We start from the raw sequence: 22,546 nt of genomic DNA on the forward strand, positions 1-22,546 counted from the left end.
GCAGATCTCCCTAACTGCAATGACAAAGGCGCCATTGCTTAACCTGCAATAGACACGAGCGCAAACAAACTGTGCAACCGGGAGATAAAAACAAAATGCCCGACCAAAAGCCGGGCAGATTGATGAATTTTGCAGCATATTATGCTAATATATCAGGCACAAGAGCGGCTCCCATTATGAAGCAATCATCAGAACCGCTCTAAGCATCTGTGTTCTTCCGACGCAAAACCGCTTCGCGCTTTTGCTGGAAATGCTCCATTACTTCTGGAAGTAATTATACTTGCCGTCTTCGCCCTTGCGCCATTCAAACATCACATAGGGCGAAAGGCTCGGATCGCCCTTTGCGTCGAAGGTGATGTCGCCGAGCACGGTCTTGAACGGTCCCTTTTCCTTCATCGCGGTCGCAACTTCCTGCGGATCGTTGCTTCCGGCTGCATTCGCGGCATTGACCAGCGACTGCACGCCCGCATAGGCGTAGAAGGTATAGGCTTCCGGTTCGAAGCCCTTGTCGCGGAAAGACTTGATCAGATCGGCATTCGACTTGTCGTCGCGCGGATCGGGACCGAAGGTGTTCATCACGCCAGCCACCGCATCACCGGCAATCGAGGCGAGTTCGTTGGACACGATGCCGTCGCCGGAAATGAACTGGGCCTTGAGGCCCTGGTCAGCCATCTGGCGAATGAGCAGGCCAGCTTCCGGGTGCATGCCACCCCAGTAAACTGCGGTGATTCCGGCAGCCTTCATCTTGGAGATGAGCGCCGAGAAATCCTTGTCGCCCTGGTTCACGCCTTCATAGAGCGTTTCCTTCATGCCGCTTTCGTTAAGCGACTTCTTGGTCTCGTCGGCAAGGCCCTGACCATAAGGCGTTTTGTCGTGAAGGATCGCGACTTTGCCGTCCTTGTAATTGTCGGCCATGTACTTGCCGGCAACAATTCCTTGCTTGTCATCGCGACGGCAGGTGCGGAACGTGTTCCACAATTCGCGCTCGGTGAAGGTCGGGTTGGTGGTGCCGGGTGCAATCATCAGCACGCCATTTTCGGCATAGATGTCCGAAGTCGGAATGCTGACGCCGGAATTGAAGTGACCGATGACGAACTGGACGCCGTCACCGACGAACTTGTTGGCAACCGAAATGCCCTGCTTCGGATCGGCAGCGTCGTCGCCGTAGACGATCGTGATCTGCTCGCCATTCATGCCGCCCTTGGCATTGGCTTCTGCGACTGCCGCTTCGACACCGCGCTTGATCTGCTCGCCGAAAGCCGCCTGGCTGCCGGTCAGCGGTGCGCCGACGCCGAGCTGGATATCGGCAAACGATACGCCGCCCATTGCAACCAGTGCCGAGAGGCAGACGCCGCAGAATAAGGATTTCTTCATTTCAGTTGCTCCCACTAAACGCATCCCGGAAGTTTGACCCATTCCCGGAACACGCATCAAAATAGTCATTCGGAGCGGCGGCCCGATCCGATCGGGCGACCGCCGTTTTTGCAGGCTTGCGCAGCCACAGCGAAGCACCGCGCACAACCCGATATTCGAATGGGAGACCGGCATCAGCCTTTGGAACGCTATCTGGGCTTCGAAATGCCCGCGTCGAAACTGGTCCTCCCACCAGATTGCAAGACCAGACACAGAGGATCGCCCTACATCTGGATGCAATTGTAGATAGATTCCCTTTCAGGCTGAAAGTAAAGTAATGATTTCGTCTATATTCTGCGTTTCACGCATGACTTTATGCGGAACAGAGCGTCGCAAACGAAAATGCCCGGCATAAAGCCGGGCACTTCCACTGATCGGGAAAGAATATAAGCGTAACTTACTGCTGAACGTAAGTATATTTTCCGTCAGCGCCCTTTTCCCACTTGTACATGACGTAACCTGGGAGCTTCGGATCGCCCTTTTCGTCATAGGACAGGTCGCCGAGCACGGTCTTGAACGGGCCCTTTTCCTTCAGCGCCTTGGCGATTTCCTGCGGGTCGTTGCTGCCCGCAGCCTTTGCGGCCTGCGCCAGCGACTGAACCGCCGCATAGGAATAGAGCGTGTAGGCTTCAGGCTCGAAACCGGCGTCGCGGAACTTCTTCACCAGATCGGCATTGTTCGGGTTGTTGCGCGGATCGGGACCGAAGGTGTTGAGCGTGCCTTCGACAGCCGGACCGGCAATCGAAGCCAGTTCGTTGGAAACAATACCGTCGCCCGAGATGAACTGGGCCTTCACGCCCTGATCGGCCATCTGGCGGATGATGAGACCGGCTTCCGGATGCAGGCCGCCCCAGTAAACCACCGTCACGCCTGCCTGCTTGAGCTTGGCGATCAGAGCGGAGAAGTCCTTTTCACCAACGTTGACGCCTTCATAGAGGGCTTCCTTGGTGCCAAGTTCGTTGAGCTTCTTCTTGGTTTCGTCGGCAAGGCCCTGACCGTATGGGGTCTTGTCGTGAATGACGGCGATCTTCGCGTCCTTGAAATGGTCGAAGATGTACTGGCCAGCCACGATGCCTTGCTGATCGTCACGGCCGCAGGTGCGGAACGTGTTCCACAACTGGCGCTCGGTATAGACCGGATTGGTCGCGGCAGGCGAGATTTCGAGAATGCCGTTTTCGGCATAGACTTCCGAAGCCGGGATCGAAACGCCCGAGTTGAAGTGACCGATGACATATTTTACGCCGTCGGCTGCGAACTTGTTGGCAACAGAAATGCCCTGCTTCGGATCCGAAACGTCATCGCCGAGCGAGATCGTTATTTTCTCGCCATTGATGCCGCCCGCATCGTTGACTTCCTTGATGGCGGCTTCCGCCCCCTTCTGGATCTGTGCGCCATAAACGGCGTTCGGGCCGGTCAAGGGTGCACCGATACCCAGAATTACATCAGCCCAAGCCGAGCCCCCGAAAGACATTACTGCTGCAAGAGCAACACCTGCCAAAAGTGATTTCTTCATTGTTGGAACTCCCATCATTGTATTTACCCCGAACGATGTTTTGCATCGCCTTATTTTCTTGCTGATTACTCAGCAATATCTACGCTGAATCTTATTACTGTCAACGTGATCTTGTAAAAAAGCTTCGCCGCATGACGGCGAAGCTTTGAAATTATTTTGCCTTCCAGCTCAGTGGCGAAGCTTTCTCATAAAGCCAGCCATACTGCCGCACCATTTGCTTGGTGCGGGTGTAGCGAAAGCCGACCGTGCCGATAATCATCAGGACGATCGTGTCCACCAGATAGTAGTGGAACGAAAGAAGCGTCCCCTCGAACAGTGCGAAGTGGATGAAACGCACGGCAGCGCCGAGCGGGATCAGATAGATCAGCAGCTGCGGATAGGTGCGCCAGGTCGAAGCACAGGCACGCCCCGTCATCCAGGCAGCCCAGCCGCCAAGCAGACAGGTGATGAGGAAAAACAACCAGAATGACGGTTCTTCGTAGAGAATACCTTGCATGATTTCCTCCTAGTGCCTTCCGCCTTCGAGATAGGCGGCACGGACTTCCGGATCGGCCAGCAGTTCGCGGCCTGCGCCGCTCATGGTGATCGAGCCGTTGACCATCACATAACCGCGGTCTGCGAGCTTCAGCGCACCGAATGCGTTCTGCTCGACGAGGAATACCGTCAGCCCCTGCGTGCGGTTCAGTTCCTTGATCGCCTCGAAAATCTGCTTCACGATCAGCGGCGCCAGACCGAGCGACGGTTCGTCCAGAAGCAGGAGCTTCGGACGCGCCATCAGTGCGCGGGCGATCGCCAGCATCTGCTGTTCACCGCCCGAAAGCGTGCCGCCGCGCTGGTTGATACGCTCCTTCAGGCGTGGGAACAGGTCGAACATCAGCTTTACGTCTTCATCGAAATATTGCTGATTGTCGAGGCTTGCGCCCATCTGGAGATTTTCCAGAACAGTCATGCGCGGGAAGATGCGACGGCCTTCCGGCGACTGCGCGATGCGCAGCTTGGCGATCTCGTGCGGCGGCATGGACGTGATATCCTTGCCATTGAACAGGATGCGGCCGGTACGCGCCTTCGGCGAGCCGAAGATCGTCATCATCAGCGTCGATTTGCCGGCGCCGTTTGCGCCGATCAGCGCCACGATCTCGCCCTCGTCGACAGTCAGGTCGATGCCCTTCAAGGCGCAAATATTGCCGTAATAGGTTTCAACCTTCTCGACGGCCAGAAGCGGTTGCTTTTTCTGCATGGTTTCAGCCTGCATCATTCGCCTCCCTTCCTGGGCTTGCCCGGAGTTTTTGTTGAGGCTTTTGCCGGGGCTTTGGCGCGTTTCGCACCACCCTTGGCAGCCTCACCCTGAGCAGCCTTCACGGGAGCAGTCTTGTCGCCGGTCGGATCATCGGTTGCGTCAACGCCTGCGGAAGGCGTTTCGCCCTTCTCTTCGGCAATTTCCTCCTCGATGGCTTCCTCGGCAAGCTGGGCGGCGACCAGATGCGCCGGATCGACCACACCGGGCTTGTCCGCCTCTTCGATGAGTTCGGCGATTTCCTCGTCATCGACGCCGAGATAGGCGGCAATAACACGCGGATCGTTCTTGACCTCTTCCGGCGCGCCATCGGAAATCTTGGTGCCGTATTCCAGCACGATCACATGATCGGAGATTTCCATGACGACCGACATGTCATGCTCGATCAGCAGGATCGACGTGCCGGTTTCCTTGCGGATATCGAGGAGAAGCTTGTTGAGCTCCGCCGATTCGCGCGGATTGAGACCGGCGGCAGGTTCATCGAGGCAGAGGATTTCCGGCTCGGTGCACATGGCGCGGGCGATTTCCAGACGGCGCTGATCGCCATAGGGCAGATCGCCTGCCGGATCGTCCGCACGGTCGATCAGGTTGATCTTTTCCAGCCAGTAACGCGCCTTTTCAACCGCTTCCTTCGCCGCCGACTTGTAGCCCGGCAGCCCCAGCAGGCCGAGGATCGTATAGCCGGAAGAGCGCATCAGCGTGTTGTGCTGCGCAACGAGCAGGTTTTCCAGAACGGTGAGGCCCGAGAACAGGCGGATGTTCTGGAACGTACGCGCGACCTTGGCTTGCTTGGTGATCTGGAAGTCGGGCAGGCGTTCCAGCAGGAACTTGTCGCCCGTCTTCCGGTTCATCGTCAGCATCCCGCCCGTGGGCTTGTAGAAGCCGGTGATGCAGTTGAAGACCGTGGTCTTGCCTGCACCGTTGGGGCCGATGATCGCAGTGATATCCCCGCGCGTCACATTGAAGCTCAGATCGTTGATGGCGACGAGGCCGCCGAAGCGCATCGAGAGATGCTCGACCTGAAGGATGGTGTCTTTCCGAGTGTTGCCGGACATAGTGCCAGACATAGTGCTAATCTCCGCCATCAGCCGTGCCCTTCCTTGGTAAAGGCACCCGACACCATCTTCTTCTCATGCAGGAATGCACTCGGTTCTCGACTTCCGACGAAACCGCGCGGCTTCCAGACCATGACTACGACCATGGCAAGACCGAAGATGAGCATGCGGTAGAGTTCCGGCGTGAAATCCGGTCCGAAGACAGCTTTCAGGAAGCCCATTTCACGCAGGATTTCCGTGCCGCCGATCATGACGATCGCCGCAATGGCAATACCGACCAGCGAGCCCATGCCGCCGAGAACGACAATGGCCAGAATGACGGCGGATTCAAGGAACACGAAGGATTCCGGGCTGACGAAGCCCTGGCGCGCCGCAAAGAAGGAACCGGCGAAACCACCGAACATCGCGCCCGTGGCAAAGGCCGTGAGCTTGGTCGTGGTGGTGTTGATGCCGAGCGAACGGCAGGCGATTTCGTCTTCGCGCAGCGCTTCCCATGCACGGCCAACCGGCATGCGGCGCAGGCGGATGGTGACCCAGGCCGTCAGGAGCGCCAGCAGAAGGATGACGTAATAGAGGAAGAACTTGTAGTGCGCGGCCGAGAAGGTAAGGCCGAAATAGGCTGCAAAACCGTCCTTGCTGGCATTGAAAGGCAGGCCGAAGAAGGTTGCCTTGGCAATGCCGGAAACGCCGAAGGTGCCGCGAGTAACATCCGTCCAGTTGATGAGCACCAGACGGATGATTTCACCGAATGCCAGCGTCACGATGGCGAGATAGTCACCGCGCAGACGCAGAACCGGGAAGCCAAGGATGACGCCCCATGTCGCCGCCAGAATGCCCGCTATCGGCAGCAGCATCCAGAAGGACAGGCCGAAATAGGATGACAGCAGAGCGTAGGAATAAGCGCCCACTGCATAGAAGGCCACGTAACCCAGATCGAGAAGACCGGCGAGGCCCACCACGATGTTGAGGCCCCAGGCCAGCATCACATAGATGAGGATCTGGACGCCGAAATTGTCGACCCATTTGAGCGATCCCTGCCAGCCGAGGAAGGCCACGATCAGGATCGGATAGACAAAAAGGAAGGCGACGCCGAGGCGCGAGAAGTGGCGGCGCACGAAAGACGGGCTTTCGACCGCAACGGCAGGCTGCTTGCTCTTGGCAAGCTTGCGCGCCTCCAGCCAGGGCTGAGTAAAGGCAACGAACAGGAAACGGCCAATGGCGGCCAGCACGACGATGACGGCCAGCGCACCCCAGCGCTGTTGCAGCACCAGTTCATTGTTGATGTTCTGATCGGTCTTGAAACCGATGATGAGGCAGAAGAGGCCCAGCGCCAGAAGACCGGCGAAGAACCCTTCACGAATGGCCCGGCCAAAAAGGGAATCCGGGCGTGAACTCGACTGTGCAGCCATGATTAAACCTTTTCGACTTCAGGACGGCCAAGAATGCCGGACGGCATGAAGATCAGCACGATGGCGAGGATCGAGAACGCGGCAACGTCCTTGTAATCGATCGAGAAATAGGCCGACCACAACGCTTCGATGAGACCGATGAGCAGGCCACCGACCACAGCGCCAGGAAGCGATCCGATACCGCCCAGAACCGCTGCCGTGAACGCCTTGACGCCGGGGATGAAGCCGTCGGCAAAGGAAATCACGCCATAGAAGGAGAGGTAGAGCGTACCGGCCACCGCCGCGAGCATGGCACCCATCACGAAGGTGAGCGAAATGACGCGATCGACATTGATGCCGAGAAGCGCCGCCATCTTTCGATCCTGCTCGCAGGCGCGCTGCGCACGGCCGAGCGAGGTGCGGTTGACGATATACCAGAAGATCGTCAGCAGCACCGCGGTTACCACGATGACAACGATCTGCTTCAGCGAAATCGTCACATTCGTACCGAAGAGATTGAAGGAGCCGTTCAGAAGCTGAGGCACCGGCTTGTTACGCGGGCCTTGCGTAACCTGAACGAAATTCGACAAGGCAATCGACATGCCGATAGCCGTGATCAACGGCGCGAGGCGGAACGAACCGCGCAACGGCCTGTAGGCCACGCGTTCGATCGTCCAGCTCCACAAGCCTGTCAGTAGCATGGCGACGATCATCATCAGAAGAAGCATCAGCGCAATCGGCAAGGCACCGATGAATGTTGTGATGATGAGAAAAACAATCAGCGCCATGAAGGCGCCGAGCATGAAGACATCGCCATGAGCAAAGTTGATCATGCCGATAATGCCATAGACCATCGTATAGCCGATGGCGATCAGGCCATAGATCGAGCCGAGCGCGAGCCCGTTGATCACCTGCTGGAAGAAATATTCCATCGAGAAGCCACCCATTTTACCGTCCGGGGTTTTTTTGACGCATCTTTATTTCGTGCGCCTTCATTTTATTCCCGGCTATTTACACCTAACGGCTGTATAGAGGAATGCAAGCCCCTTTTGTCTCCGACAAAAGACTAAGGGCATCATCCTTCCACAAACTAGTTATGTCCCCTAACAAACGTCCTGTATATGTTTTTTTCTCCTACCCTGGGCGCCTTATTCCACATTTTTTGCACGACCGGAAAGCCAAAAAATAGGGAGGTCGTTAAGAAAATTACCGACCGTACCCACTTTATGGTCTTTGGGGCGCCAGCCTGCAAGCGCGGCTGAGCTGGATTTGGTTCCCGAACCGGAGAATTTTCACCCATACCAAGCGCCAAACCTGTTTCCCCAATAGACCCTACGCGACTGTGAACCCGTGTGCAAAGGGATCGCGATCGTCGATGAAGATCGTGTTGTAGCCAGTCATGCGCGCCCAACCGGCGATTGACGGCACGATTGCAGGACGCCCGGCGACTTCCGCAGCGCGCTCCACGCGGCCATGGAAAAGCGATCCGATGATGGATTCATGCACGAACTCGTCGCCCGGCTTGAGCTTGCCCTTGGCAGCCAGCTGCGCCATGCGCGCAGACGTACCGGTTCCGCAGGGCGAACGGTCGATTGCCTTGTCGCCATAAAAGACTGCATTGCGGGCATGCGCTTCCGGATGCTTGGCCTTACCGGTCCATAGAATATGGCTCAGACGGTTGATGTCAGGCAGCAGCGGATGCTGGAACTTGTACTTCTCGTTCAGCCGCTGGCGCAGGACGGGACTCCAGGCGATCAGCTGCAACGCGGAATAATCTTCCATGTCCGTGTAATTTTCTTGCGGCTCGACAATGGCGTAGAAATTGCCGCCATAGGCCACGTCGACCTTGAGGCTTCCAAGGTCGGGACATTCGACTTCAAGCCCTTCGGCATAAAGGAAGGCCGGGACATTGGTGAGACGAACACGCTCGACATACTGGCCGTTCTGCTCATACTCGATGGCCACCAGACCGGCAGGCGTATCGAGATTGAGCTTGCCCGGCGTCTTCGGCGTTACCAGCCCCTGCTCTATCGCCATCGTGACGGTGCCGATGGTGCCGTGGCCGCACATCGGCAGGCAGCCGGACGTTTCGATGAAAAGCACCGCCACATCGCAATCAGGCCGCGTGGGCGGGTAGAGAATGGAGCCGGACATCATGTCGTGGCCGCGCGGCTCGAACATAAGCCCCGTGCGAATCCAGTCATATTCCGCCAGAAAATGCGCGCGCTTTTCCATCATGGTCGAACCTTCGAGGTTCGGCCCACCGCCGGCCACCAGACGCACCGGATTGCCGCAGGTATGTCCGTCGACGCAGAAGAAGGAATGTCTTGCCATGATGGTCAGTTCCGAAAACGTTGTGGCTTGAAAGGTTCGATGTCGATTGCCGGCGCGGCACCCGTGACGAGATCGCGGATAAGCCGCCCGGTCGCCGCCGACTGCGTGAGGCCAAGATGGCCATGGCCGAAGCCGTAATAGATGTTGCCGCCCCCCGAGGCCCGGCCGATGACCGGAACGGAGTCCGGCATGGATGGCCGATAGCCCATCCATTGCCGCCCGCCTTCCGTGCGCAGGCCCGGCAGAAACATGGAAGCCTTCTTTAGCATGGCTTCGGACCGCGCGAAATTGGGCGGCAGGTCGAGCCCGCCGAATTCCACGGCCCCGCCGACACGCAGGCCCGTTTCCATCGGCGTGATGACGAAACCGTGGCCGGGGAAAGTCAGCTGACGCTTCACATCGAAACTGCCGACCGGCAGGGTCGTATTGTAACCGCGTTCCGTGTCGAGCGGCACTGCATCGCCAAAGCCTTTGGCGAGATCACGTGACCAGGCACCGGCCATCAGGACAAGGTGCGCCGCCCAAATTTCGGTCCCGTCGACGAGACGGACGCTCGCCCCACCATTGCCCGGCCTTGCATCCGCGACCTTTGCCTGAAGGAAGCGTGCGCCCCTGCTTTCCGCATACGCCCAGATCGCCTTGCCGAACAGCTTCGGATCGCTGACATTCTTCCAGCCCGGAACGAAAGTTCCAGCTACGAAACGCGGGCTCAGGCCCGGCTGCAATTCGGCTAGCCGATCACCCCGCACGTGTTCATAGGCGATTCCGGCATTTTCGCGAACATCCCAGCCGGGCTGCGAGGCCGCAAGCTCGGCTTCGCTCTCATAAAGTTCCAGGTTGCCGTTTTCGCGCAAGCGATCGCGCAGGCCCGCCCTGTCGATCAGGCCCATCATCTCGCTGCCGGCAAGCCGCATGATGTCGGCCTGCGCAATCGCGGTTCTTGCCAAAGCATCCGCGCTGCTGGCGCGCCAGAACCGATAAAGCCAGGGCACCATTTTTGGAAAATAGGAGGGACGGATCGTAAACGGCCCGAGCGGGTCCATCAGCCAGCCCGGCACCTTGCGCATGACACCCTTGGAGGCGAGCGGAAGAATATCGGAGAAAGCAAGCGCCGCGGCATTGCCCGAGCTGGTTTCCTCGCAAATGCCGGTTCTGTCGATAATCAGAACCTGACGCCCCGCCTCGGCAAGCAAGGCCGCAGTGGCGACGCCGACAATACCGCCGCCAATAATCAGAACATCGTGCTGACCCTGCGGATCAGATTTCATCGTATACGGCTCCCCACCGGATTCAACTTTGCCTTGTGTCTTGCCGAAAAACCGGCAGAGACCGTCGCTTCGGCCAATCGGCAATCGCCATGTTCAACGCCAGCACGCGATTTCTGTCCATCGATTTTTTGGAATGACGGTGTGCTGAAAGTTTGCCATCGCTTGAAAAAGCCACAAAGGCCAAGTTAGGGATCGACAATGCAAATCGCCTCTTATTGATATATCAGAGATATATCTATAGGATTGAACTATGTCAATCGTCGTAACCACAAGGCATGAACGGCATGGAAGAAACGAACGTTCGAGACAGGCTGACGCGGAGCCCGGCAAACATGCCGCTGGCCACCATGGACAGCTGGGGTAGCGAAAGCCTCGCCGAGCAGGCCTATCGCATTCTGGAACGGTCTATCGTCACGCTGGAACTGGAACCGGGGACGGTCGTCAACGAGCGCACGCTGATTGAGCTGACCGGCATGGGCCGCACGCCCATGCGCGAGGCCATTCAACGGCTCGCCTGGGAGGGCCTTGTGGAAGTGCGCCCGCGTTCAGGCATTGCCATCGCGGCAATCGACCCGAAGGATTTCATCAAGGTGCTGGATGCGCGCGAAGGCGTCGAGCGCGTTTTGGCGCGCGATGCGGCGCGCTTTGGCAGCCCGCGCGACTATGAACGGCTCGAAGCGGCGGCAGCAGCCATGCGGCAGGCAATTCCCGATGAAGATGTCGCACTGTTTCTGGATGCCGACAAGGCATTCGACATCGTTCTGGGTGCGGCTGCGAGCAACCCCTACGCCGCCCGTATCGCCGCTCCCTTGCAGAGCCACAGCCGCCGCTTCTGGTACCGGCTCCGCCCATCGAGCGGCATAGCTGGTTCGGCCAATGCCCACGCAACATTGATTGAAGCGATCGTTTCACGCCAACCGGAACGGGCGAGCGACACGGCCAGCGAACTCATGGCCTATCTGCGGACGCTCGCCCCCTGATTTCCGGCACCCGGGGTTCAGCGCGCCCGCGAAGACCGACGAGACCGCTCATTGCTCCGCACATCCACGGCAGCAGCTGAAGCTGTATCAAAGATCAGCCCGTCATCGGTATTCACGTCATTCAAGGCCTGGGCATAGGCATGCCGTGTCCCGCGCGCCATATCCTTTGCCTGCACCGCCGCGACCGCAAGCACCGCGCACAACCCCACGACAGCCTGAGATGGATGACGCATCTCGAACGCTCCCATCACACTTTCCGCGCCCACCACAATTTCCACGATGACCGCGTCCAGCGGATCATTCGGCTGCGACGGAAAGATGGCGCGGCAGGTTCAATTTCGAGACGCCAGCTCACGAAACCGTAATCAGCCAAAGAAAAAGCCGAAGCTGTCGCTTCGGCTTCCGGTCATTGTTGAGACTGGCAACATTAATGGGATTTGTTCATCGAATCCGACATCTTGCGAAGCACGTTGAGCGCGATGTTCAGCTCCTCGTCGCTAACGCCCTCGAGAAGGTCTTCGCGCACGTCTCCGGCGAGCTTCACGACCTGCTCGGCCAGAATCTTGCCTTCTGCCGTCATGACGACGCGCTTGGCGCGACGGTCGCCCTGGACCGTCTGCCGTTCGATGAAGGATTGCCGCTCCAGCCCATCGAGCAGGCGAACCATGGTCGCATTCTCGATTTCCAGCGCTTCCGCCAGTTCCTTCTGGTAAAGACCTTCCTGTTCCATCAGCGCAAGCAGGGTGCGCGCACGGGCCAATGTCAGGCCCCGCTCCTTCACCCGGGCGTCGAAGACAGTGCGAAGCCTGCGATTAACCTTCGCCATGGCATCAATCATTTCAGCTCTGAGGTCCGCCGTATCCATGCCAATCGCCTTATATATTAGTAAACTAATGATTGCGAACTTGGATAGATCGCTGCCGAACCATTTTCAAGCGAACTTCCTGAACTCACGCAAGCGTGATGGGATTTAACGCCAATATGACAGTTCTGCGAACAAATTCACTGCCGGGCCGGTGATCTGAAAAAGAAAAAGCGGGCACAAGCCCGCTTTCCCGAAAACGACAGGATTGCAGCCGATCACGCCGGCATGATCGTTCCCTGCAGCGTCATCAGCTGGTGCAGGAAGATTTCCGCCTTGGTGCGATGCTCGTTGGTCGAGGCATCTTCCAGATGCTTGCGGGCTTCCTCGATGCGGCGCTGGATGTCTGCCGGATTGATATCGTCCACATGGGTGGCCGATTCAGCCAGAACGGTGCAGCTCTGCGGGGTGATATCAGCGAAACCGCCGAAGACCACGTAGGAGTCGGACTTGCCGTCGGCAAGCTTCACCGAAACGACACCCGGCATGATCGTCGTCATCAGCGGCGAATGACCGGCGAGAGCCGTCAGATAGCCTTCGCTACCCGGAATGACGACTTCCGTCACCTGCGCGGAAAGCAGGAGCCGTTCAGGCGACACGAGTTCGAATTGGAAAGCTTGAGCCATGGTTCTCACTTGAATTCAAAAGCACGGTTCCGAAAATTAAACCGGTTTTCGGAAAGGTCATGCTTAAACAAAATGATTGGCTTTCACGGCGGGCCTTGCGGCCCACCGGGAAATTCAATTCATCAAGCAGCTTCTGCTGCCAGCTTCTTGGCCTTCTCGAGTGCTTCCTCGATGCTGCCGACCATGTAGAAGGCAGCTTCCGGAAGATGATCGTAATCGCCAGCGCAAAGGCCCTTGAAGCCCTTGATGGTGTCGGCGAGATCGACCAGCTTGCCCGGCGAACCGGTGAAGACTTCGGCCACGAAGAACGGCTGCGAGAGGAAGCGTTCGATCTTGCGGGCGCGGGCGACGGTGAGCTTGTCTTCTTCAGACAGTTCGTCCATGCCCAGGATCGCGATGATGTCCTGAAGGGCCTTGTAGCGCTGCAGGATCGACTGAACCTGACGGGCGACGGCGTAGTGTTCGTCACCAACGACTTTCGGGTCGAGCATGCGCGACGTGGAGTCGAGCGGGTCAACAGCCGGGTAGATACCCTTTTCAGCGATCGAGCGCGACAGAACGGTCGTTGCGTCCAGGTGGGCGAACGAGGTGGCTGGCGCCGGGTCGGTCAAGTCGTCGGCAGGGACGTAAATCGCCTGAACCGAGGTGATCGAACCCTTGGTCGTGGTGGTGATGCGTTCCTGCATGGCGCCCATGTCGGTTGCCAGCGTCGGCTGATAGCCCACAGCGGAAGGAATACGGCCGAGAAGAGCCGACACTTCCGAACCTGCCTGCGTGAAGCGGAAGATGTTGTCCACGAAGAACAGAACGTCCTGACCCTGGTCGCGGAAGTTTTCAGCAACCGTCAGACCGGAAAGGGCAACGCGAGCGCGGGCACCCGGGGGTTCGTTCATCTGACCGTAAACGAGGGCTGCCTTGGAGCCTTCGCCGCCGCCAAGCTTGTTAACGCCCGACTCGATCATTTCATGGTAAAGGTCGTTACCTTCACGGGTACGCTCACCGACGCCTGCGAACACGGAGTAACCGCCGTGCGCCTTGGCGACGTTGTTGATGAGTTCCATGATGAGAACGGTCTTGCCAACGCCTGCACCGCCAAAGAGGCCAATCTTGCCGCCCTTGGCGTAAGGAGCGAGAAGGTCAACGACCTTGATGCCCGTGACCAGAATTTCGGCTTCGGTCGACTGTTCGATATATTCCGGAGCGCTCTGGTGGATGGCGCGGGTTGCCGTGGTCTTGATCGGACCGGCTTCGTCAACCGGCTCACCGATGACGTTCATGATGCGGCCAAGCGTTTCAACGCCAACCGGAACCATGATCGGCTCGCCGGTGTCGCGTGCTTCCTGACCGCGAACCAGACCTTCGGTCGCATCCATGGCGATGGTGCGCACGGTGTCTTCGCCGAGGTGCTGGGCGACTTCGAGAACCAGGCGGTTGCCCTGGTTGTCGACTTCAAGCGCGTTCAGGATCAGCGGCAGCTGGCCTTCCGGGAACTTGACGTCGACGACAGCGCCGATGACCTGCGTAATGTGGCCGACTGCGCCAGTGGCTGCAGTCTTGGGAGCGGCAGACTTGGCTGCTGAGGTGGTCTTGGGCGCCGCTTTCTTGGCAGGCGCCTTCGCCGCTGGCTTTGCTTCGGCCGCGGCGGTAGTTTTCGGGGTCGCTGCTTTTGCCATCGATCCTTACCTTCCGTTAGCATGATCCCGAAAAGTTGCAGACTTTCCGGGAAATCATGCGGTAAACCAAACTCTAGAGCGCTTCCGCGCCCGAAATGATTTCGATCAGTTCCTTGGTGATCTGCGCCTGACGCTGGCGGTTGTACGTGATCGACAGCTTGTTGATCATGTCGCCCGCATTGCGCGTCGCATTGTCCATCGCGCTCATCTTCGCGCCCATCTCGCCCGCGACATTTTCCAGCAGAGCACGGAAAATCTGGACCGAGATATTGCGCGGGATCAGCGTCGACAGGATCGCCGCGGGATCAGGTTCGTATTCGTAGATCGCATCGCCTGCGGTCTCGCCGCCCGCACTGTCGCCAGCCGAAGCCGGGATCAGCTGCTGTGCGGTCGGAACCTGGGAGATCACCGACTTGAATTCGGAATAGAACAGCGTGCAGACGTCGAAAGCGCCTTCCTCGAACAGCTTGATGATCTTGTGGCCGATCTGGTCGGCATGCACAAAAGCGAGCTGCTTGACTTCGCGCAGATCGACATGATCGACCAGCAGGCTGGCAAATTCGCGACGTAGAATATCCGCGCCCTTCTTGCCGACCGTGATGATCTTGACCGTCTTGCCTTCAGCGAGGAGCTTGCGGGCATGATCGCGCGCAAGACGCGCGATCTGGCTGTTGAAACCGCCGCAAAGGCCACGTTCTGCGGTGCAGACGACGAGCAGATGCACGTCGTCCTTGCCCGTACCGGCCATCAGGGCCGGCGCATCTTCGCCGGTGACGTTCTGCGCGATATTCGCGAGAACGGCGCCCATGCGCTGCGAGTAAGGCCTTGCGGCTTCCGCAGCTTCCTGGGCACGGCGCAGCTTCGCCGCGGCGACCATTTGCATCGCCTTGGTGATTTTCTGCGTCGCCTTGACCGAGGCGATACGGTTTCTCAGATCCTTTAGTGAAGGCATCCGTTCATCCCGTCACAAGTTTCAGGCAAAGGACTTGGCGAAAGCGTCGATCGCTGCCTTGAGCTTGGCCTTGAGGTCATCGGTAATGGCTTTCTCGTTGCGGATGCCATCGAGCACATCCTTGTGCTCGGTGCGCAGCGAAGCGAGAAGACCTTCTTCGAACTTGCCAACCTGGCTGACGGCAAGCTTGTCGAGATAGCCGTTAACACCGGCGAAAATCACGGCAACCTGCTCTTCCGTCTTCAGCGGCGAGAACTGCGGCTGCTTCAGGAGTTCGGTCAGGCGCGCACCGCGGTTCAGAAGGCGCTGCGTTGCAGCGTCAAGGTCGGAACCGAACTGTGCGAAGGCAGCCATTTCACGATACTGGGCGAGCTCGCCCTTGATCGAACCGGCAACCTGCTTCATGGCCTTGATCTGGGCCGAGGAACCAACGCGCGAAACCGACAGACCGACGTTAACAGCCGGACGGATACCCTGATAGAACAGGTTGGTTTCAAGGAAGATCTGGCCGTCGGTGATCGAGATCACGTTGGTCGGAATGAAGGCGGAAACGTCGTTGCCCTGCGTTTCGATGACCGGCAGAGCCGTCAGCGAGCCAGCGCCGTTTTCGTCGTTGAGCTTTGCGGCGCGTTCGAGAAGACGGGAGTGCAGGTAGAAAACGTCGCCCGGATAAGCTTCGCGGCCCGGAGGACGACGCAGCAGAAGCGACATCTGACGATAAGCAACGGCCTGCTTGGACAGATCGTCATAGCCGATGAGGGCGTGCTGGCCGTTGTCACGGAAATATTCGCCCATCGCGCAGCCCGCAAACGGTGCGAGATACTGCATCGGAGCCGGATCGGAAGCGGTAGCCGCGATAACGATCGAATATTCCAGAGCGCCGCGTTCTTCGAGAACCTTGACGAACTGGGCAACGGTCGAACGCTTCTGGCCGACGGCGACGTAGACGCAGTACAGCTTGTCCTTGTCCGGGCCGTTATCGTGGATCGGCTTCTGGTTCAGGAAGGTGTCGAGGATGATGGCGGTCTTGCCGGTCTGACGGTCACCGATGACCAGCTCGCGCTGGCCGCGGCCAACCGGGATCAGGGCGTCGATGGCCTTGAGACCCGTCGACATCGGCTCGTGAACCGACTTGCGCGGGATGATGCCAGGCGCCTTGACGTCGACGCGGCGACGTTCCTTGGCCTTGATCGGGCCCTTGCCGTCGATCGGATTGCCGAGAGCATCGACAACGCGGCCGAGCAGTTCCGGACCGACCGGAACGTCCACGATTGCGCCGGTACGCTTGACGACGTCGCCTTCCTTGATGTCGCGGTCGGCACCGAAGATAACGACGCCGACATTGTCGCTTTCAAGGTTCAGCGCCATGCCGCGAATGCCACCGGGGAATTCGACCATTTCACCGGCCTGAACATTGTCCAGACCATAGACGCGGGCGATACCGTCGCCAACGGACAGAACCTGACCGACCTCGGAGACCTCAGCCTCCTTGCCGAAGTTCTTGATTTGCTCTTTCAGGATAGCGGAAATTTCCGCGGCGCGGATGTCCATCAGCCGACCTCTTTCAGTGCAAGCTTGAGAGAAGAAAGTTTAGTGCGAAGGGACGTGTCGATCTGACGCGAACCCATCTTGACGATAAGACCGCCGAGGATCGACGGATCGACGGTGACATTGATCGTCACGTCCTTGCCGGCCACGCCCTTCAGCGTTGCCTTCAATTCGTTCTGCTGCGCCGCACTCAATTCGTGCGCGGAGACGACATCGGCGGAGATTTCGCCACGATGCTCGGCAGCAATCTTGCGGAAAGCGGCAATGATGCCCGGCAGGGCGAAAAGACGGCGGTTCCGCGCGACGACGCGCAGGAAATTTCCGACCAGACCCTTGATGCCCGCCTTGTCGGCGAGAGCGCCGATGGCGTGAAGCTGATCTTCCGAGGAAAATACCGGACTGGAGATCAGTCGCTTGAGGTCTTCGCTTCCGCTCAGAAGCGCCTCGAAACGGTCAAGATCTTTTTCCACAGCTGCAACGGATTTCGCGTCGAGCGCGAGCTCGAAAAGAGATCCGGCGTAACGCTGTGCGACACCTGAAATGAGCGAAGACGTTTCAGCCACGAACAACCTGCTCTCTACGTTGAAACCATCCTTTTGGGGTCCAATCTTGCTCAGGACGCCAAGCCGATGATTTTATTGAATGTTTCCGGAAAACCACTGACGCGCGAGCACATCAACACCGAAATGTGATTGCCGTCTAGCATAGACGAACAGGACTCGCAACACGCGAATCCGGCACTTTTGTGTAAGATTTGCCGCCTTTCGCGGTCAAAAAAGTCGCATCTGCTTGGGCGATGCACTCTTCGCTTACACAGCCTGCACGCCTGACGTGCAAAACCCGTCCGGCTCCGCTCAGGAAATGAAGCCGAATGCGTAGAGCAGCGGACCGGCGGCCAGCACGAATTCGACCAGTGCCGCCAGGCTGCCATAGAAGCGCCCGCCGGTCGGTCCGCCCCTGCGCCCGCCCGCATCCGACATCATCGAAATGAAGCGTCCGAACAGCGCGAAACCCCACACGGCGCCCAGAACGACCCAGAGAAAGGGCTGCGCGAAGATGAGGCATCCGAGGCCCACGCCAAGATAAGGACCGGCGAGCGTCGCGCGGATCGAACCGTAACCTTCGGGACGGCCATTGATCGGTTGAAGCCGCAGCAGCTTCATGGTTATGCCGGGCGCAAAAAGCATGACAAGGCCGGCCAGCGCCGTCAGGGCCGCAGAGCCCCAGGCGAGCCATTCTCCGGTCGTGGCAGGAAGATAGAATTCCATCGCATTTCCCCTTTCGGCACCCTCGTCGTTTCAGGCCATATAACGGAATTTGGCGTCACGTTCCATCCTGTGCAGGCTGTTCGGATTCTGGTTAGAGCATGTCCTGTTTTTCCTGAATCGTTGGAAATGCTCTATCTGTTTGTTTATCGCGCGTCTTATCCGAAAACCGGTCCCCACTTTTCCGGATGCGCTCTACAGGAAGCTTTGCGGATCGATATCCACCTGCACCCTGATCGAGCCTTTTTCCTTCGGCCCGTTGGCGAGCAAGGCACGGATAAATCCTTGAATATCCGCGCGTTTTGTCCCATGCACCAGAATGCGGAAACGGTGCCTCCCGCGCACTAGCGCAAGCGGCGCTTCGGCAGGCCCCAGCACTGAAACCTCCGGGGAGGAAGGTGCGGCGCGGCGCAGCGCCCGCGCATGGTTTTCAGCGTCGGGCCGGTTGTCGGCGGAAATGATCAGCGCCGCAAGCCGTCCGTAGGGCGGCAGCGCGCTGCGCTCGCGTTCCTCGATTTCGCGGGCGTAGAACGCCTCCGCATCGCCGCTGACTATGGCCCGCATCACCGGGTGGTCAGGCTGATAGGTCTGGAGAAGGCCGAGGCTCTTGCGCCCGGTTCGCCCGGCGCGGCCCGTCACCTGATTGAGCAGCTGGAAGGTGCGCTCGGCGGCGCGCGGATCGCCATTGGCAAGCCCCAGATCGGCGTCCACCACCCCTACCAGCGTCATGTTGGGAAAATTGTGCCCCTTGGCGACAAGCTGGGTGCCGATCACGATATCCGCCTCGCCTTTTGCGATAGCATCGAGTTCTAGCCGCAGCCGCTTCACGCCCCCCGCCATATCAGACGAAAGAACGATGATTCGCGCCTTGTCGAAGGTCGCCGCCACTTCCTCGGCAATGCGTTCCACGCCGGGACCGCAGGCGACCAGATGATCCAGCGTACCGCATTCGGGACAGGCCTGCGGAACCGGCTCGTGATAACCGCACTGGTGACACATGAGCTGCCCGCGAAAGCGGTGCTCCACCAGCCAGCTCGAACATTGCGGGCACTGGAAGCGGTGGCCGCAGACCCGGCACAGCGTCAGGGGCGCATAGCCGCGCCGGTTGAGGAACAAAAGCGCCTGTTCGCCGCGCTCCACCGTCTTGCCGACAGCTTCGGTCAGTGCGGGCGACAGAAACCGGCCCGGCGGCGGCGGAGAACGCCGCATGTCAATGGTCTTCAGGTCGGGCAGCGCTGCTTCCGCATAGCGCCCGTAGAGCTTGATTCGCCTGTAGCGCCCCTGCTCCGCATTGACCTGGCTTTCGATGGAGGGCGTGGCCGATGCCAGCACCACCGGGAAGCCACTGATGTGGCCGCGCACCACCGCCATGTCGCGGGCATTGTAGAAAACCCGGTCTTCCTGCTTGTAGGCTGGATCATGTTCTTCATCGACGACGATCAGCCCCAGTTCCTTGAAGGGCAGAAAGAGCGCCGACCGTGCCCCTGCCACCACCCGCACCGTACCCTCGGCAACCTGCCGCCAGACGCGCTCGCGGGTGCGAGGTGCAAGGTCGGAATGCCATTCGGCGGGCTTTGCCCCGAACCGGTCATGGAAACGGTCGAGAAACTGCTGGGTCAGCGCGATTTCGGGCAGGAGAATCAGCACCTGCCTGCCCTGCTCGATCGCCTTGGCGACCGCTTCGAAATAAACTTCCGTTTTGCCTGAACCGGTCACGCCGTCGAGAAGCGAAACCGAGAAACCGCCGGCTTCAACCGCTTCCGACAGCATTTCAGCCGCCGCCTGCTGGTCTTCCGAAAGCGTGGCGCGCGCATAGTCGATATCCGGCCTCGCCACCACGGCTGGCGGCGGCAGCATGACTTCCTCGAAAACGCCTTGCGCCTTCAGCCCATCCACGACCGTCGTCGAGACGCCCGCCGCATGGGCAAGCCCGGATCTGGTCCAGGCAAGCCCGTCGCGGGCAAGCTCCATCACCCGCGACCGGGCGTCGGTCATGCGCTCCGGCTCGCCGCCGGAATAACGAAGGCCCGGCACCGATGGCTCGGGATCGAACGCAGCCGGCACGCGCAGGACCATGCGCGCCACCATGCCGGGCGGCGACAGCGTATAGTCCGCTGCCCAGCGCATGAAGCGCAGCATGTCGGCGCCCACCGGCGGACAATCGAAGACCTCGGAAATTTCCCGCAATTTTCTGGCATCGACCGCATCGGTTTCACCCTCGCAGACGATCCCCGCCACCTCACGCGGTCCAAGCGGCACGCGCACGATCGATCCGGGCTGGACGTTCATACCTGCCGGAACCATATATGAGTAAGGCCGCTCCGCGGGCATGGGCACGAGCACGGGAACCACCCGTGGCGCGAGCTCCGGAAACAGACCAGAAATCGGGTTTGCAATATCGTGCGAATCTTTCGACATGATCGCGTGACCTTGGCGCGGCTTTGCGCTAAAGAAAAGCCACCTTCCGGGAATTAAATGGTTTTAAATTCCTCAAATCCACCCGCGCTCATTATGGAGGAACGCTGTTATGAAGTTTTTCGTGGACACTGCGGACGTCAAGGAAATCCGCGAGCTCAATGACCTTGGGCTGGTCGATGGCGTGACCACCAACCCGTCCCTCATCCTGAAGTCGGGTCGGGACATTATCGAAGTGACCAAGGAAATCTGCAACATCGTCAAGGGCCCGGTTTCCGCCGAGGTTGCCGCGACGGAATATGAGCAGATGATGAAGGAAGCAGCCGTCATCTCCAAGATCGCCGACAATATCTGCATCAAGCTGCCTGTAACGCTGGACGGACTGAAAGCCTGCAAGGCCTTGTCTTCCGAAGGTCACAAGGTCAACATGACGCTGTGCTTCTCGGCCAATCAGGCGCTTCTGGCGGCAAAGGCCGGCGCGACCTTCATTTCGCCGTTCATTGGCCGCCTCGACGATACCGGCATCAACGGCATGGAACTGATTGCCGAAATCCGCACGATTTATGACAATTACGATTTCCGCACCGAAATTCTTGCCGCTTCGGTTCGTACCGTCAATCACGTCAAGGAAGCAGCCCTCATCGGCGCCGATGTCGTGACCGCACCACCGGCAACGCTCAAGGCACTGGTCAAGCATCCGCTGACCGACAAGGGCCTCGAAACCTTCCTCGCCGATTGGGCGAAAACCGGCCAGAAGATCGCCTGATCGGCGAACTTTTCAGACGCGTGAAAGGCGGGCCATCGGCCCGCTTTTTTATTCCAGCACGGTTTCCCCGTCCTGCTTGCTCACCCGGATCGGCCGCGCGCCGCATTGCTCTGCAATGGCGCTTGCAAGTGTGGCGGAATGCGTCACCACCCATATCTGGCTGCGCTCCGATGCCTGGGCGATCATGCGGGCAAGCGAGGGAAGCATATCGGGATGCAGGCTCGCCTCCGGTTCGTTGAGCGCGATCAGCGGCGGCAGGCGATAGGAAAGCAGCGCACCGGCCAGCGCCAGCATGCGGATCTGCCCATCGGACAATTCTCCGGCCCGGAACATGCGATGTGGAAAGGCCGGAAAATTCAGGCCGAACGTCGCCGTCTCGCCCGGAAAGGGAATATCCAGCGCCGCACCATCCAGCGCATCGGCCACCAGTCGATCCAGATCGACCGTATCCTGCCGGATATGGGCCAGCGTCGCGAAGACCGAGGCAAGATTGCCGCCGTCCTCGTCCAGCATGGCAGCGGTCGCGGCGATGGAGGGCTGACGCGCCGGTGCATCGCGGTCGCTTCGAAAGCCATGATAAAAGCGCCAGCTTCGCATCTGCGCGGCCAAATCACCGATCTCCGGATAATGGCCGGATTGTCCCAGCACCGCCAGCCCGCTTTCGGAAGTCAGCAAGCGTGCGGGATGTTCCATGCGCCGCCCTTCCCCGTCCCGTGCGAAGACAACGGGCCCGCGCCGGTCCATCAGGTCGACGGGGCGGCGCCCCGTATCAAGGCTGAGATTTTCTTCCTTGATCTGCGGCTCGAAGGGAAAGGCGCCCGAAACCGGCGGCGGCAATCCCGCCTCGACGCTATAGGCAAGTCGCGATGCCAGTCTTTCATCCTCGAAATGGGCTTCCAGAATGATGCGCGCCGGTTCGTGCTTGCGGCGGTTTCCGCCCCACATCGCCGATTGCATCCCGCCCTCACGCACGATTTCGGTTGAGAAATTGCCCTCGGCGGCCGCCTTCACCAGTTGCAGTGCGCGGTAGAGATTGGATTTTCCGGCCCCGTTCTCGCCCACAAAAACCGCTACCTGCCCGAGATCGACACGGACGGAACGCAGCGAGCGATAGCCTTTGGCGGAGAATGAAACGAGCCGCATAATTCTTCCCTGGAGCGTTCTCCGCGAAATAATTCACACTGGACAGCAATG

The 22,546-nt window shown here is 59.2% G+C and carries 21 protein-coding genes; 2 read left to right on the forward strand and 19 right to left on the reverse strand.

The features are described from left to right. Positions 1–258 precede the first annotated feature (258 nt). The 9 genes from JNC63_RS15585 to JNC63_RS15625 all read right to left on the reverse strand — a co-directional run bounded on the left by JNC63_RS15585 (position 259) and on the right by JNC63_RS15625 (position 10,265). A complete protein-coding gene (locus tag JNC63_RS15585; protein WP_063620167.1) occupies positions 259–1,374 on the reverse strand; it encodes a branched-chain amino acid ABC transporter substrate-binding protein in 1,116 nt (371 codons plus the stop codon). A 436-nt stretch (positions 1,375–1,810) separates the two neighbouring features. Continuing rightward, entirely contained in the window at positions 1,811–2,926 is a 1,116-nt protein-coding gene (locus tag JNC63_RS15590) for a branched-chain amino acid ABC transporter substrate-binding protein (protein ID WP_021588054.1), read from the reverse strand. A 151-nt stretch (positions 2,927–3,077) separates the two neighbouring features. Beyond that, the gene (locus JNC63_RS15595) at positions 3,078–3,422 is read right to left on the reverse strand and encodes a DUF6867 family protein (RefSeq protein ID WP_006467798.1); all 345 of its coding nucleotides are present in this window, start codon (positions 3,420–3,422) and stop codon (positions 3,078–3,080) included. A 9-nt stretch (positions 3,423–3,431) separates the two neighbouring features. Beyond that, entirely contained in the window at positions 3,432–4,178 is a 747-nt protein-coding gene (locus tag JNC63_RS15600) for an ABC transporter ATP-binding protein (RefSeq protein WP_031347285.1), read from the reverse strand. Further along, the gene (locus JNC63_RS15605; protein WP_063620168.1) at positions 4,178–5,275 is read right to left on the reverse strand and encodes an ABC transporter ATP-binding protein; all 1,098 of its coding nucleotides are present in this window, start codon (positions 5,273–5,275) and stop codon (positions 4,178–4,180) included. The genes JNC63_RS15600 and JNC63_RS15605 overlap by 1 nt, the downstream gene beginning before the upstream one ends. 29 nt (positions 5,276–5,304) lie before the next feature. Further along, a complete protein-coding gene (livM, locus tag JNC63_RS15610) occupies positions 5,305–6,684 on the reverse strand; it encodes a high-affinity branched-chain amino acid ABC transporter permease LivM (protein ID WP_063620169.1) in 1,380 nt (459 codons plus the stop codon). Positions 6,685–6,686: 2 nt separating this feature from the next. Then, positions 6,687–7,595: a branched-chain amino acid ABC transporter permease gene (locus JNC63_RS15615; protein WP_006471258.1), complete on the reverse strand. Its 909-nt coding sequence runs from the start codon at positions 7,593–7,595 to the stop codon at positions 6,687–6,689. Positions 7,596–7,995: 400 nt separating this feature from the next. Continuing rightward, a complete protein-coding gene (locus JNC63_RS15620; RefSeq protein ID WP_063620170.1) occupies positions 7,996–8,997 on the reverse strand; it encodes a 4-hydroxyproline epimerase in 1,002 nt (333 codons plus the stop codon). Positions 8,998–9,002: 5 nt separating this feature from the next. Further along, on the reverse strand, positions 9,003–10,265 hold the full coding sequence (locus JNC63_RS15625) for an NAD(P)/FAD-dependent oxidoreductase (protein WP_063620197.1): 1,263 nt from the start codon (positions 10,263–10,265) through the stop codon (positions 9,003–9,005). A 284-nt stretch (positions 10,266–10,549) separates the two neighbouring features. Between JNC63_RS15625 and JNC63_RS15630 the strand changes: the two genes are divergently transcribed. Next, positions 10,550–11,245 carry a GntR family transcriptional regulator gene (locus tag JNC63_RS15630; RefSeq protein WP_063620198.1) on the forward strand — a complete coding sequence of 232 codons (696 nt, stop codon included), beginning with the start codon at positions 10,550–10,552 and terminating at the stop codon, positions 11,243–11,245. 17 nt (positions 11,246–11,262) lie between these two features. On the opposite strand, the gene JNC63_RS15635 is transcribed toward JNC63_RS15630, so the two are convergent. The 9 genes from JNC63_RS15635 to JNC63_RS15675 form a co-directional block, all read right to left on the reverse strand. Continuing rightward, the gene (locus tag JNC63_RS15635; RefSeq protein WP_245670765.1) at positions 11,263–11,478 is read right to left on the reverse strand and encodes a hypothetical protein; all 216 of its coding nucleotides are present in this window, start codon (positions 11,476–11,478) and stop codon (positions 11,263–11,265) included. A 194-nt stretch (positions 11,479–11,672) separates the two neighbouring features. Further along, complete coding sequence (locus JNC63_RS15640) at positions 11,673–12,110, reverse strand: MarR family winged helix-turn-helix transcriptional regulator (protein ID WP_006467807.1); 438 nt, start codon at positions 12,108–12,110, stop codon at positions 11,673–11,675. Positions 12,111–12,325: 215 nt separating this feature from the next. Continuing rightward, a complete protein-coding gene (locus tag JNC63_RS15645) occupies positions 12,326–12,733 on the reverse strand; it encodes a F0F1 ATP synthase subunit epsilon (RefSeq protein ID WP_006471254.1) in 408 nt (135 codons plus the stop codon). Positions 12,734–12,855: 122 nt separating this feature from the next. Next, positions 12,856–14,406, reverse strand: a complete 1,551-nt coding sequence (gene atpD, locus JNC63_RS15650) for a F0F1 ATP synthase subunit beta (RefSeq protein ID WP_063620172.1) — start codon at positions 14,404–14,406, stop codon at positions 12,856–12,858. 73 nt (positions 14,407–14,479) lie between these two features. Beyond that, complete coding sequence (locus JNC63_RS15655) at positions 14,480–15,358, reverse strand: F0F1 ATP synthase subunit gamma (RefSeq protein WP_006467810.1); 879 nt, start codon at positions 15,356–15,358, stop codon at positions 14,480–14,482. Positions 15,359–15,379: 21 nt separating this feature from the next. After that, entirely contained in the window at positions 15,380–16,909 is a 1,530-nt protein-coding gene (gene atpA / locus JNC63_RS15660) for a F0F1 ATP synthase subunit alpha (protein ID WP_006467811.1), read from the reverse strand. Beyond that, a complete protein-coding gene (locus JNC63_RS15665) occupies positions 16,909–17,469 on the reverse strand; it encodes a F0F1 ATP synthase subunit delta (RefSeq protein WP_031347290.1) in 561 nt (186 codons plus the stop codon). Before JNC63_RS15665 ends, atpA begins: the two co-directional genes overlap by 1 nt. A 291-nt stretch (positions 17,470–17,760) precedes the next feature. Then, entirely contained in the window at positions 17,761–18,174 is a 414-nt protein-coding gene (locus JNC63_RS15670; RefSeq protein ID WP_006467814.1) for an AGROH133_08824 family phage infection protein, read from the reverse strand. A 192-nt stretch (positions 18,175–18,366) separates the two neighbouring features. Further along, a complete protein-coding gene (locus JNC63_RS15675; protein ID WP_063620173.1) occupies positions 18,367–20,589 on the reverse strand; it encodes a primosomal protein N' in 2,223 nt (740 codons plus the stop codon). 109 nt (positions 20,590–20,698) lie between these two features. Here JNC63_RS15675 and fsa point away from each other — a divergent pair, with 109 nt between their 5' ends. Further along, positions 20,699–21,352 carry a fructose-6-phosphate aldolase gene (fsa, locus tag JNC63_RS15680; protein WP_006467816.1) on the forward strand — a complete coding sequence of 218 codons (654 nt, stop codon included), beginning with the start codon at positions 20,699–20,701 and terminating at the stop codon, positions 21,350–21,352. A gap of 48 nt (positions 21,353–21,400) precedes the next feature. Here fsa and JNC63_RS15685 read toward each other — a convergent pair whose 3' ends face one another. Next, a complete protein-coding gene (locus JNC63_RS15685) occupies positions 21,401–22,495 on the reverse strand; it encodes an AAA family ATPase (RefSeq protein ID WP_063620174.1) in 1,095 nt (364 codons plus the stop codon). Positions 22,496–22,546 lie beyond the last annotated feature (51 nt).

This window comes from Brucella ciceri (assembly GCF_041930145.1).
Lineage (GTDB): Bacteria > Pseudomonadota > Alphaproteobacteria > Rhizobiales > Rhizobiaceae > Brucella > Brucella intermedia.

Excerpts from the sequence above, each read along its gene's own strand:
- JNC63_RS15585 (WP_063620167.1), bottom strand. The coding sequence starts at position 1,374 with ATGAAGAAATCCTTATTCTGCGGCGTCTGCCTCTCGGCACTGGTTGCA.
- JNC63_RS15590 (WP_021588054.1), bottom strand. The coding sequence starts at position 2,926 with ATGAAGAAATCACTTTTGGCAGGTGTTGCTCTTGCAGCAGTAATGTCT.
- JNC63_RS15595 (WP_006467798.1), bottom strand. The coding sequence starts at position 3,422 with ATGCAAGGTATTCTCTACGAAGAACCGTCATTCTGGTTGTTTTTCCTC.
- JNC63_RS15600 (WP_031347285.1), bottom strand. The coding sequence starts at position 4,178 with ATGCAGGCTGAAACCATGCAGAAAAAGCAACCGCTTCTGGCCGTCGAG.
- JNC63_RS15605 (WP_063620168.1), bottom strand. The coding sequence starts at position 5,275 with ATGTCCGGCAACACTCGGAAAGACACCATCCTTCAGGTCGAGCATCTC.
- livM (WP_063620169.1), bottom strand. The coding sequence starts at position 6,684 with ATGGCTGCACAGTCGAGTTCACGCCCGGATTCCCTTTTTGGCCGGGCC.
- JNC63_RS15615 (WP_006471258.1), bottom strand. The coding sequence starts at position 7,595 with ATGGAATATTTCTTCCAGCAGGTGATCAACGGGCTCGCGCTCGGCTCG.
- JNC63_RS15620 (WP_063620170.1), bottom strand. The coding sequence starts at position 8,997 with ATGGCAAGACATTCCTTCTTCTGCGTCGACGGACATACCTGCGGCAAT.
- JNC63_RS15625 (WP_063620197.1), bottom strand. The coding sequence starts at position 10,265 with ATGAAATCTGATCCGCAGGGTCAGCACGATGTTCTGATTATTGGCGGC.
- JNC63_RS15630 (WP_063620198.1), top strand. The coding sequence starts at position 10,550 with ATGGAAGAAACGAACGTTCGAGACAGGCTGACGCGGAGCCCGGCAAAC.
- JNC63_RS15635 (WP_245670765.1), bottom strand. The coding sequence starts at position 11,478 with ATGCGTCATCCATCTCAGGCTGTCGTGGGGTTGTGCGCGGTGCTTGCG.
- JNC63_RS15640 (WP_006467807.1), bottom strand. The coding sequence starts at position 12,110 with ATGGATACGGCGGACCTCAGAGCTGAAATGATTGATGCCATGGCGAAG.
- JNC63_RS15645 (WP_006471254.1), bottom strand. The coding sequence starts at position 12,733 with ATGGCTCAAGCTTTCCAATTCGAACTCGTGTCGCCTGAACGGCTCCTG.
- atpD (WP_063620172.1), bottom strand. The coding sequence starts at position 14,406 with ATGGCAAAAGCAGCGACCCCGAAAACTACCGCCGCGGCCGAAGCAAAG.
- JNC63_RS15655 (WP_006467810.1), bottom strand. The coding sequence starts at position 15,358 with ATGCCTTCACTAAAGGATCTGAGAAACCGTATCGCCTCGGTCAAGGCG.
- atpA (WP_006467811.1), bottom strand. The coding sequence starts at position 16,909 with ATGGACATCCGCGCCGCGGAAATTTCCGCTATCCTGAAAGAGCAAATC.
- JNC63_RS15670 (WP_006467814.1), bottom strand. The coding sequence starts at position 18,174 with ATGGAATTCTATCTTCCTGCCACGACCGGAGAATGGCTCGCCTGGGGC.
- JNC63_RS15675 (WP_063620173.1), bottom strand. The coding sequence starts at position 20,589 with ATGTCGAAAGATTCGCACGATATTGCAAACCCGATTTCTGGTCTGTTT.
- fsa (WP_006467816.1), top strand. The coding sequence starts at position 20,699 with ATGAAGTTTTTCGTGGACACTGCGGACGTCAAGGAAATCCGCGAGCTC.
- JNC63_RS15685 (WP_063620174.1), bottom strand. The coding sequence starts at position 22,495 with ATGCGGCTCGTTTCATTCTCCGCCAAAGGCTATCGCTCGCTGCGTTCC.